Origin of the sequence: Bordetella tumulicola, from assembly GCF_965138755.1 — a bacterium.
Classification (GTDB): domain Bacteria; phylum Pseudomonadota; class Gammaproteobacteria; order Burkholderiales; family Burkholderiaceae_B; genus Bordetella_A; species Bordetella_A tumulicola.
Window position 1 is genome coordinate 53,299 of the sequence record NZ_CBCSFP010000005.1, and the last position, 11,547, is coordinate 64,845.

Consider the following 11,547-nt stretch of genomic DNA (forward strand, 5'->3'; position numbering starts at 1 on the left):
TGTATTTATGCACAACGAATGTGCATTTTGTCCGGTTGCTTGATGATTTTTACACATCTACACTAGATCGGCAGATCCGCGGAACACAACGACGGGTCGCTCACAACATCAATAACTACCGGAGACATCATCATGACATTGCACGCTCGCGGCTTGGCCGCCGGTTTGTGCCTGGGCGCTATGTGGGTCGGCCAAGCAGTGGCCGCGGATAAACCCCCAGTCAAAATCGGTGTTTTGACGGATATGTCAGGCACGTATGCGGCGATGGGCGGCGCGGGTTCCGTCGCGGCGGCGCAAATGGCGATCGACGATTGCCTGGCGGCTGAGTGCAAGGGCATGAAGATCGAGTTGCTCTCGGCAGACAATCAAAACAAGGCCGACGTGGGCGCTGCTCGCGCCCGGGAATGGTTTGACCGCGATGGCGTGACGGCGATTGCCGATCTGACCAATTCGGCTGTGGCGTTGGCCGTGCAAGGCATCGCACGCGAAAAAGATAAAGTGGTGATGTTCTCGGGGCCGGCCACCACCGCCCTGACGAACAAGGAATGCTCGCCGGTCGGTTTTCACTGGATGTTCGACACGTATTCGCAATCTGCGGGCGGGGCCAAAGCCACCGTGCGGGCGGGCGGCAAATCCTGGTACTTCATCACGGTGGACTACGCCTTTGGGCATTCGCTGGAGGCCGACACCGCCAAGGCCGTCAAAGCGCTCGGCGGCACTGTTGCGGGGTCGGTGCGCCATCCCTTGAATGCGCCTGATTTTGCCTCGTATCTGTTGCAAGCCCAAAGCTCCAAAGCGCAAGTCGTGGCTTTGGCTGACGGCGGCCAAGACACCGTCAATGCCGTCAAGCAGGCGCGCGAATTTGGGATTGTCGAGGGTGGGCAGCGTCTGGTGTCGCTGTTGATCTTCTTGTCGGATCTACGCGCCCTGGGTCTGGAAAATGCGCAGGGCCTGTCCTATGTCGATGGCTTCTATTGGGACTACGACGACGACACACGCGCTTGGGCGGCGCGTTTCGAAAAAGCGTTTCGCGGTCTAAAGCCGACGATGACGCAGGCCGGGGTGTATTCCAGCGTATTGCATTACTTGCGTGCGGTGGCCGCGACCGGCAGTACGCAAGGGCATACCGTTGCCGACAAGATGCGCGAATTGCCCATCAAGGATCCGATCATGCGCAACGCCAGCATCCGTCCTGACGGCCGTGTGATTCACGATATGTATTTGTACGAAGTCAAAAAACCGGACGAGTCCAAGGGCGGTTGGGATTATTCCAGACTGATCGCCACGATCCCGGCGAACGAGGCTTTTCAGCCGCTGGCCGAATCCAGTTGTCCGCTGCTTAAAAAGTAACGCTTAATTCTTCCGCCACATGGCGGTAATTCATCAGGCAAAAGGAGTCATCATGAGTGAAGTTCCCAGCGTTCCGCTATTGATAGGCGGCAAGCTCGTGCAGTCCAAGACGACAGAGTGGCGCGACGTGATTGATCCGGCGACGCAGCAGGTCGTGGCGCGTGTGCCCTTTGCCACACGCGAGGAACTGGATCTGGCCGTGGCCAATGCCAAAGAGGCTTTTCAGACCTGGCGCAATGCAGGGCAGGGCGCGCGCATGCGCGTCATGCTGAAGCTGCAGCACTTGCTGCGCGAGAACACCGGCAAATTGGCCGAGATGATCACGCGTGAGCACGGCAAAACGCTGCCCGATGCCGAAGGCGAAGTCGGGCGCGGCCTGGAGGTTGTCGAGCACGCGTGCTCGATCGCCAGCCTGCAAATGGGCGAATATGCCGAGAATGCGGCGGGCGGCATTGATGTCTATACCTTGATCCAGCCGTTGGGCGTCTGCGCGGGGATTACCGCTTTCAATTTCCCCGTCATGTTGCCGTGCTTCATGTTCCCGTTGGCCATCGCTTGCGGCAATACGTTTGTGCTCAAGCCATCCGAGCAAGATCCCACCTCGTCCCTGTTCCTGGCGCAATTGGCGCTAGAGGCGGGGCTGCCGCCGGGGGTGCTGAACGTAGTGCATGGCGGGCCTGAAATTGCCAACGGCTTGTGCGAGCATCCCGATGTCAAGGCCGTGTCGTTTATCGGATCGACCCGCGTGGGTTCCGAGATTTACCAACGTGCCTCTGATGCCGGTAAGCGTTGCCAGGCGATGATGGGTGCCAAAAACCACTGCGTGATCTTGCCCGACGCCGATCCCGAGGTGGCTCTCAATCAGCTCATTGGCGCCGCATTCGGCGCCGCGGGTCAGCGTTGCATGGCAGCGTCGGTGGCGGTGCTGGTGGGTGAAGCCCGTAACTGGTTGCCCGATTTCGTAGAGCGTGCCAAGCGCCTGAAAGTCAATGCCGGTACGGACCGTGGGGCCGATCTGGGGCCATTGGTTTCGCCCAATGCAAAGAAACGGGTCGAAAGCCTCATTCAAAAAGGGGTGGACGAGGGCGCCAAGCTGCTGCTGGACGGACGCAATTTGACCGTTTCAGGCTTCGAGCAAGGCAACTTCGTGGGCCCGACGGTGTTTGAGGGCGTGACCGAAGACATGACCATCTACACCGAGGAGGTCTTTGGCCCCGTGCTGTGCGTGGTCGGTGTCGAAACCCTGGAAGAAGCCGTCGCGTTTATCAATCGTAATCCCAACGGCAATGGGGTGGCCCTGTTTACGCAGGATGGCGGCGCGGCGCGCTACTTCCAGAACAACATCGATGTCGGCCAAGTGGGGATCAATATCCCCATCCCCGTGCCGGTGGCGTGGTTCAGTTTCACGGGTTCGCGCGGCTCAAAGCGGGGTGACCTGGGCCCGAACGGCAAGCAAGCCGTGCAATTCTGGACACAAACCAAGACGGTCACGGCTCGCTGGTCTTCCCACGGGCGGACGGTGAATACCACCATCTCGATGCGTTGAGCATGGCCAAGGGAATGGTCTGGCGCTGGCCGGTTGGCGGCGGACCGTTCCCTCTTCGCTTCCTCTAAGTTTATAAATATAAGTTATATAAAATAGGTTCTATATTACTTATAATGGCCCATCTATTCGGGGCCATTATGAACCTGCAACAATTTCGCTTTGTGCGCGAGACAATTCGCCGTGACTTCAACCTCACCGAAGCCGCCCGCATGCTGTACACCTCGCAGCCAGGTGTATCAAAAGCCATTATCGAGTTTGAAGACGAGCTCGGTATCAAGATTTTCGAACGGCACGGCAAGCGCATCAAGGGGCTGACCAAGCCGGGTTTGGCCGTGTCTCAGGTGATCGACCGCATCATGCGCGAAGTCGACAATCTCAAAAAAGTCAGTGACGAGTTTGCCCGCCGTGATGAAGGCGGCCTGGTGATTGCGTGCACCCATACGCAGGCGCGCTATCTGCTGCCGCGCGTGATCCCGGGCTTTCGTAAACAGTTTCCCAAAGTCCATCTGTCGCTGGCCGAAGGCAGTCCGGCACAATTGGCCGAAATGGTGCTGCACGAGCAGGCGGACCTGGCCCTGGCGACTGAGTCCTTGGCGTTGACGCCGGGCCTGGCAACCTTGCCGGTATATACGTGGGAGCATACGGTGGTGGTGCGGCCCGATCATCCATTGGCCGAGCTGACCTCCAGCGCCGCCCGAAACTTGTCGCTAGAGCAACTGGCGGAATATCCCATCGTCACCTATGACCGTGCCTTTACGGGTCGCAGCACCATCGACGAGGTCTTTGCCAGCCAGAACATTCATCCCGACATCGTGCTTGAAGCCATCGACGCCGACGTGATCAAGACCTACGTCGATGTGGGTCTCGGCATCGGCATTATTGCCGGCGTGGCGTACGACCCTCGTCGCGATGGCAACCTGGTCGGCCTGCCGGTAGGGCATCTCTTTGGCACGCACACGACCCGAGTAGGGGTCAAGGCAGGGGTGTTCCTGCGCGACTACGTGTACACCTTCCTGGAGATGATGGCGCCGAGCCTCACCCGCAAGGTGGTCACCGAGGCGGTTCAGGGCAGCCGCGACTAGATCGCCGTGCGCAGTCCCTGCGGTGTCGATGACCAATCGGCGCCTTCATGGGCTGTGGTCATGAAGAGCCTTGCTATGTCAGGACTGAGGCCGATTAAATAATTAAATAAGAACCGATCTCATTTGTGTTGACTAAAAAATAGGAATCATTATCATTAACTCCATGTCTCAACGATCTGGAGTTCACATCATGACAGCAGCAGCGCTTAGCGCAGTAGTCGTCGGCGCAGACAGGCTGGGAAATATTCCGGACCTGCTGAAGGGGCATAACATTTCGATCACGCATCACATCAGTGGGCGTGATCCATCGCATCAAAAGAAAACCTTGCAATTACCGTCAGGCACCCAACTCGTCATTTTGCTGACCGATTTTCTCGGCCACAACGTGATGAAGACGTTCCGCAATGCGGCTCAGCGTGGCGGTATCCGGGTGGTGGCATGCCGTCGCTCGGTGTGCAGCATGCAACAGGCTTTGCAACAGTGTGGGTTGTGCGGGTTGCATTAATACGTCGCTGTGCCAGACACAGACTGCGTTTGACGTGAACGCAGTCTGCTTATTCGGGGCCGGGACTGGGAGGGGGTCTAGTGGCCGGCCGATGCCAGCAGATCGCCATCGAGACGGCGGGCGCCGTTATAGCGTTTGGCCCAATAGGCCAGCGTGATTTTTTCGATTCGGACGACGCCACCCGAACTGGGTGAATGTACAAAGCGGTCATCGCCCAAATAAATCCCCACGTGCGAATAACGCCGCCCCAAGGTATTAAAGAATACGAGGTCACCGGGTTGGAGTTCGGGCTTGTCGATGGCCGTGCCTACCAATGCCATGGACGAGGAGTCACGTGGCAGCTTCAGACCCAATGCGCGTTCAGCCGAATAAAACACCAGGCCGCTGCAATCAAAACCCGTATCGGGTGACGTGCCGCCGTAGCGGTAGCGTATGCCGAGTTGATCCAACGCCTCGCTGATCATTGGATTCCCGATGGCTTGACGTCGTTGGGCACTGTGCTTGCGCGAGACCAACGCGCCGATCGGGTCCTTTGACAAGGACGCCAGAGCCAAGTCTGCAGGGTCTAGCGTATCGGCATCCGCATCGCGGTACGTACCGCTACCCGCGCAGCCGGCCAGCAACAGGCACAGGACGACTGCCAGCAAACCCGGCATTCGGTAAGTCAATCCATCGTTTTGCGTGTCGTGCGCGCGCGTCATGAGCAGGTGTGTGCATGCCCGAAAGACACAGGGCCAAGCGCTGATGAGAAAAGGGGATGTTGCGATTCTAGCAAACACCTTGTTTCATATGAGACCTTGTTCCACAAAAGCGACATTTCCAGCGAGAGACCGCGTATTTCAGGCACCGGATACGGGAATTCCCCAGGTTTATTGGCAAGTCTGACGCAAGCTTTGCCCGCGACAATAGGGGAAACAATGCTATGGCGCCTGCATCATCCTGCGCATATCCGGAGACCCGCATGGAAAAGACCCGCAATTTTCATCGCCGTTCGATTGAGGATCGGGATGCCTTCTGGCGTGCCGAGGCCGAGCGCGTCCACTGGGAAACGCCGTTTTCGCAAGTTCTGGATTTTTCCCGTCCTCCCTTTGCACGTTGGTTCGTGGGCGGGCAGACCAATCTTTGCTACAACGCGGTGGACCGCTGGCTGCCTCAGCAGGCGGATCAGCCGGCGCTGATCTGGGTTTCGACCGAGGTGGATCGCGAAATTACCTATACCCGTCGACAACTTTACGACGAGGTCAACGCCGTGGCAGCCATGCTGCGCGAGCAGGGCGTGGGTCATGGCGACCGAGTACTGATCTATATGCCCATGGTGCCCGAGGCCGTGTTTACGATGCTGGCCTGCGCACGCTTGGGGGCGGTGCACTCGGTCGTGTTTGGCGGATTTGCCTCGGTGAATCTGGCCCAGCGTATTGATGATGCGACGCCCAAGGTCATTGTGTCGACCGAGGCGGGCTCGCGCGCTGGTAAGGTCGTGCCTTATAAACCCCTGCTCGACAAGGCGTTGACCTTGTGCGCGCATCCGCCCGGTTCCGTCATTGTGTTGGATCGTGGCCTGGCGCCATGCGAGCGCCAGGCGGGACGCGATCTGGACTATGCGCAGCTGCGTCAACGTCACGACGGGGCCAGAGTCCCCGTGCAATGGCTCGAGTCCACGGAGCCCAGCTATATCCTGTACACCTCGGGCACGACCGGCAAACCCAAGGGGGTGCAACGCGACGTGGGGGGATATGCCGTAGCGCTGGCGTCGTCCATGGAGTACCTCTTCGATGGCAAGCCCGGCGATACCTATTTTTGTACCAGCGATATCGGTTGGGTCGTGGGACACTCCTACATCGTGTATGGGCCGTTGATCGGTGGTCAGACAACGATTCTGTACGAGGGCACGCCCGTGCGGCCCGATGGGGCGATTTTATGGAAACTGGTCGAACGCTTTGGTGTCAACACCTTGTTCTCGGCACCCACTGCGGTGCGCGTGCTCAAGCGACAGGCGCCCGAGTTGCTGTCGCGGCACGATTTGTCGTCGTTGCGTGCGGTGTATCTGGCCGGTGAACCACTGGATGAGCCCACGGCACAATGGATTTCTCAGGCATTGGGCAAGCCCATCATCGACAACTACTGGCAAACGGAATCGGGCTGGCCCATCCTGTCAGCCCAACCCGGCGTCGAACGCGTGCCGACGCGCTTTGGCAGCCCGTCGTTCCCCGTATATGGCTTTGACGCACGCATTGTGAGCGAGCAGACGGGCGAGGATCTCGGGCCTCGTGAGAAAGGCGTGGTCGCGATTGCGCCGCCGTTGCCACCGGGGGCGATGTCGACCATATGGGGCGACGACGAACGTTTCGTGCAGACGTATTTCACCTCGATCCCGGGTCGTCAGTTGTATTCCACGTTTGATTGGGGTCAGGTCGACGAGGACGGCTATTGGTTCATTCTGGGCCGCACCGATGACGTGATCAACGTGGCCGGGCATCGTTTGGGCACGCGTGAGATCGAAGAGTCCATCAATAGCCACGCCGGGATTGCGGAGTGTGCCGTCGTGGGAGTGGCCGATGCGTTGAAGGGGCAAGTGGCGATGGCCTTCGCGGTGCTCAAAAATTCGGCGCTGGCCGATCAGCCGGAATCCGCACGCACGCTGGAAGGCGATATCATGCGTGTGGTGGAGGAGCAGTTGGGCGCGGTTGCGCGTCCGGCGCGCATCCGGTTTGTGTCCACTTTGCCCAAGACGCGTTCGGGCAAAGTCCTGCGTCGTGCGATTGTTGCCGTATGCGAAGGTCGCGATCCCGGAGATCTCACCACCATCGAAGACCCCACTTCTCTCGAACAAATCAAGGAGTCACTGCAATGAAGAGCAAACCCGTGTTGACCGCCGAAGACGTCAAGAAAATCTTGGCCGCCTCTGAGGCCCATGCGGTCAAGAATGGCTGGGCGGTGACCATCGCCGTGGTGGATGATGGCGGCCATACGCTGGGTCTGCTGAGACTGGATAACGCAGCGCCGATTTCCAGCCATATTGCGCCGGCCAAGGGCAAGACCGCCGCGCTGGGTCGTCGCGAGTCCGGTGGCTACGAGGAACTCATCAACAAGGGCCGTATTGCGTTCCTGTCCGCGCCGGTTCTTGAGGGCATGTTGGAAGGCGGTGTACCCATCATTGCCGATGGCGAGGTGGTTGGCGCAGTGGGCGTGTCGGGCGTGAAATCGACCGAAGACGTCGAAATCGCGCGTGCGGGCATCGCGGCTCTAGGTCTGTGACACAGCCTCTGCCGCCGGATACCGAGGCGGCGGAGTCCGTCACATTGCCCACGACAGACCGTGTGTCGGGCGCGCTGAATCCCGGCGTTGCCCGCCGCGAAGTCTGGGCGTGGGCCATGTACGATTTCGCCAATTCCGGCTATACCACCGTGATTTTGACCACGGTGTTCAGTACGTATTTTGTCAGCGTGGTCGGGCAGCGCGCACATTGGGCGACATTGGCCTGGACGGCGGCGCTCTCACTATCGTATCTCCTCATCATGCTGACCATGCCGCGATTGGGCGCCCGGGCCGACGCACGCGCGGCCAAGCGGCGGTTGCTCTATAGCAGTACGGCGGGCTGCGTGGTGGCGACGCTGGTCCTGACACAGGCTGGGCCGGGAGACGTCTGGTTGGCGTTGGTGGCGTTGGCGGTGTCCAACTACTGCTATTGCATCGGTGAGTCCGTGGTGGGGGCATTTTTGCCAGAGCTGGCGCGCCCCGAGGCGCTGGGACGGGTATCGGGATGGGGCTGGAGCTTTGGTTATTGCGGCGGCATGCTGACCCTTGGCTTGTCTCTGGCCGTCGTGACGATCGGGGAATCGCGCGGACTGACCGCGCCGCAATATGTGCCTTGGGTGATCGTCATCACCGCCCTGGTTTTTGCGCTGGCCGCGTTACCCTCGTTTTTCTTGTTGCGTGAGCGTGCTGTGCCGCAAGGCATGGCGTTGAATGCGCCGGGCATGCTGAGCCAACTGGCTGCCGTCTGGCGTGATACCGGCACGCATTATCCCGAATTCCGCAGGTTGTTGATGTGTGGAGCGTGTTATCAGGCGGGTATTGCCGTTGTCGTGACACTGGCCGCGATTTACGCCGATCAGGTCATGGGATTCACCATGCCGCAGATCATGTTGCTGGTCTTCACTGTCAACATCGGTGCGGCGGTAGGGGCGTTCAGCTTCGGCTATGTGCAAGACCGTATCGGTCACAAGCGGGCGTTGGGTATCACCCTGGTGGGGTGGATCGTGATGGTGCTCGTCGCCTATGCCGCCGTCACCGTCGCGGTATTCTGGGTGGCGGCGATTTTGGCGGGCCTGTGCATGGGTACCAGCCAAAGCGCGGGCCGCGCTATGGTGGGTGCGATGGCGCCCGCCAAGCGACTGGCGGAGTTCTTTGCGCTCTGGACGTTCGCCGTGCAATTGGCCGCCGTGGTCGGCCCATTGACCTATGGCCTGGTAACCTGGGTGACGGCCGGCAATCACCGCCTGGCCATTCTGGTCACCGGCATATTCTTCGTCGGCGGCCTGTTGCTGCTGGCCCGTGTCGATGTGCGACGTGGCCTGGCGCGTCGCGCTCAAGAGGCGGTCTGATGCGGCTAACTGCAAATGCCTGTGTGGACGCCAGCGCATTGACGTTCTGCGATGGTGCGCCGCAATAAAACCGGGATGTTTGGGCTGGTATCCTTACGTTAGTAGCCGTGAGCCTCTACGCAATGTGGACGATGACGTCCCGGCGCAGGCGCGCATCGTAAGGTGCTCGTAAGAGCGCGGCGATACGGTTGGGTATAGCCGCAAACGCAATTTCAAAACATCATGAATCCGGAGACAAGCATGTCCAATTCTATCGAGTCCGTCCTGGTTGAAACGCGTGTTTTTCCGCCGCCGGAACGGGCCACAAAAGGCGCGCGCATCGATAGCCTGGATGCTTATCGTGCCCTGTGTCAGGAAGTCGAACAGGATTTCGATGGCTTCTGGACCCGTCATGCACGTGAAAATCTGACCTGGACCAAACCCTTCACCGAAGTCCTCGACGAGTCCAATGCGCCGTTTTATCGCTGGTTTGGCGACGGTGAATTGAACGTTTCGGCCAATTGTCTGGACGTACACCTGACCAACGGCAACGCCGACAAGACGGCCATCATCTTTGAGTCCGATGATGCCACGGTCAACAAGATCACTTATCGCGAATTGCTCGCGCGCGTGTGCCGCTTTGCCAATGGCCTGAAATCCCTGGGCTACAAGAAGGGCGATCGTGCCATTATCTACATGCCCATGTCGATCGAGGCGGTCGTGGCCATGCAGGCGTGCGCACGTCTGGGCGTGACGCACTCGGTGGTGTTTGGCGGCTTTTCGGCTAAAAGCCTGCAAGAGCGCATCGGCGATGTCGGCGCATCGGTCGTGATTACCGCCGACGAGCAGGTTCGTGGCGGCAAGACGATTCCCCTCAAGCCCGCCGTCGAAGAAGCCATCGCGATGGGCGGCTGCGACGCCGTGACCAAAATCATCGTCTATCGACGCACGGGCGGCAATGTGCCCTGGACCGAAGGGCGCGATCTGTGGATGCATGATGTCGAGGCCGGTCAGGCCGATACGTGCGAGCCGGTGCCGGTCAATGCCGAACATCCACTGTTTATCCTGTATACGTCTGGCTCCACCGGCAAACCCAAGGGCGTGCAGCACTCGTCAGCGGGTTACCTGCTGTGGGCCCTGATGACAGTGAAGTGGACTTTCGACGCACGCAAAGACGACGTCTATTGGTGCACCGCCGACGTGGGTTGGGTCACGGGGCACACCTACATCACCTATGGTCCGCTGGCCGCCGGCCTGACGCAAATCGTCTTCGAGGGCGTGCCGACCTATCCCGATGCGGGCCGATTCTGGGACATGATCGCGCGTCACAAGGTCACGACGTTCTATACCGCGCCTACGGCGATTCGTTCGCTGATCAAGGCCGCCGACGCCACGCCGTCCACGCATCCGAGCAACTACGATCTGAATAGCTTGCGCATCATCGGGACCGTGGGCGAGCCCATCAATCCCGAAGCCTGGATCTGGTATCACAAAAACGTTGGTCAAGAGCGTTGCCCGATCGTCGATACTTGGTGGCAAACCGAAACCGGGGGCCACATGATCAACCCCTTGCCGGGCGCGACACCCACCAAACCGGGCTCGTGCACGTTGCCACTGCCGGGCATTGCCGCTGCCGTGGTCGACGAAACGGGCAATGAGGCAGCGCCGGGCACCGGCGGTTTCCTGGCGATCAAGCGTCCCTGGCCTGCCATGATTCGCACCATTTGGGGCGATCCCGAGCGTTTCAAGAAAAGCTACTTCCCGCCCGAGTTGAACGGCTGCTATTTGGCGGGCGATGGCGCGCAGCGCGACGCCGATGGTTATTTCTGGATCATGGGCCGTATCGACGACGTGCTCAATGTCTCCGGCCATCGTTTGGGCACCATGGAGGTCGAGTCCGCGCTGGTCTCGCACGAACTGGTGGCCGAGGCTGCAGTCGTGGGCCGCCCGGATGACACGACCGGCGAGGCTGTCGTGGCTTTTGTGGTGCTCAAGGGTCCTCGGCCCGACGGTGATGACGCACGGGCCATTGCAAAGCAATTGCGTGATTGGGTGGGCAAGGAAATCGGCCCGATCGCCAAGCCCAAAGACATACGTTTCGGCGAAAACTTGCCCAAGACGCGTTCGGGCAAAATCATGCGTCGCCTGTTGCGCGTCGTGGCCAAGGGCGAGGAAGTCACGCAGGACGTTTCCACGCTCGAAAACCCCGCCATTCTCGATCAGTTATCAAAGCCCGTGTAATGATCCGATGGCGCGGTGTCAACACGTGACCCCGTCACGCATAGGGTGATGGGGCAGGGCCAGGCGCCGCAGGAGTATCATCGAGTGCGCTCGTTCCGATCCATATCGGTTCGAGCGCTTTTTTTGCCGCCGGGCCGCCCCAAGGCAAAAACGCCCCCTTGGGGGATGAGCCCGGACACAGAACAGTCCCTGCGGACTGTTCTGTGCCTGGCGAATCCGAGCGGCGTACTAGCCGCGAGG

Annotated in this window: 9 protein-coding genes; 8 read left to right on the forward strand and 1 reads right to left on the reverse strand. The window is 59.8% G+C overall.

Annotated elements, in window-relative coordinates; all coding sequences use genetic code 11:
- The first annotated feature begins 132 nt into the window (after positions 1-132).
- The 4 genes from ACNAZS_RS14460 (at position 133) to ACNAZS_RS14475 (ending at position 4,483) form a co-directional block, all read left to right on the forward strand.
- The gene (locus ACNAZS_RS14460) at positions 133-1,350 is read left to right on the forward strand and encodes an ABC transporter substrate-binding protein (protein ID WP_415790447.1); all 1,218 of its coding nucleotides are present in this window, start codon (positions 133-135) and stop codon (positions 1,348-1,350) included.
- Positions 1,351-1,402: 52 nt separating this feature from the next.
- Complete coding sequence (locus ACNAZS_RS14465; protein WP_415790449.1) at positions 1,403-2,896, forward strand: CoA-acylating methylmalonate-semialdehyde dehydrogenase; 1,494 nt, start codon at positions 1,403-1,405, stop codon at positions 2,894-2,896.
- Positions 2,897-3,033: 137 nt separating this feature from the next.
- Positions 3,034-3,978, forward strand: a complete 945-nt coding sequence (locus ACNAZS_RS14470) for a CysB family HTH-type transcriptional regulator (RefSeq protein ID WP_415790451.1) — start codon at positions 3,034-3,036, stop codon at positions 3,976-3,978.
- A gap of 190 nt (positions 3,979-4,168) precedes the next feature.
- Positions 4,169-4,483, forward strand: a complete 315-nt coding sequence (locus tag ACNAZS_RS14475; protein ID WP_415790453.1) for a DUF2325 domain-containing protein — start codon at positions 4,169-4,171, stop codon at positions 4,481-4,483.
- 77 nt (positions 4,484-4,560) lie between these two features.
- Here ACNAZS_RS14475 and ACNAZS_RS14480 read toward each other — a convergent pair whose 3' ends face one another.
- Positions 4,561-5,184, reverse strand: coding sequence for a C40 family peptidase (locus ACNAZS_RS14480; RefSeq protein WP_415790455.1), 624 nt, complete (start codon positions 5,182-5,184; stop codon positions 4,561-4,563).
- 260 nt (positions 5,185-5,444) lie between these two features.
- Here ACNAZS_RS14480 and ACNAZS_RS14485 point away from each other — a divergent pair, with 260 nt between their 5' ends.
- The 4 genes from ACNAZS_RS14485 (at position 5,445) to acs (ending at position 11,307) form a co-directional block, all read left to right on the forward strand.
- Entirely contained in the window at positions 5,445-7,334 is a 1,890-nt protein-coding gene (locus ACNAZS_RS14485; protein WP_415790457.1) for a propionate--CoA ligase, read from the forward strand.
- Positions 7,331-7,738, forward strand: coding sequence for a heme-binding protein (locus tag ACNAZS_RS14490; RefSeq protein ID WP_415790459.1), 408 nt, complete (start codon positions 7,331-7,333; stop codon positions 7,736-7,738). Before ACNAZS_RS14485 ends, ACNAZS_RS14490 begins: the two co-directional genes overlap by 4 nt.
- Positions 7,735-9,087 carry an MFS transporter gene (locus tag ACNAZS_RS14495; protein ID WP_415790461.1) on the forward strand — a complete coding sequence of 451 codons (1,353 nt, stop codon included), beginning with the start codon at positions 7,735-7,737 and terminating at the stop codon, positions 9,085-9,087. The genes ACNAZS_RS14490 and ACNAZS_RS14495 overlap by 4 nt, the downstream gene beginning before the upstream one ends.
- Positions 9,088-9,327: 240 nt before the next feature.
- Positions 9,328-11,307 carry an acetate--CoA ligase gene (acs, locus tag ACNAZS_RS14500; protein WP_415790463.1) on the forward strand — a complete coding sequence of 660 codons (1,980 nt, stop codon included), beginning with the start codon at positions 9,328-9,330 and terminating at the stop codon, positions 11,305-11,307.
- Positions 11,308-11,547 lie beyond the last annotated feature (240 nt).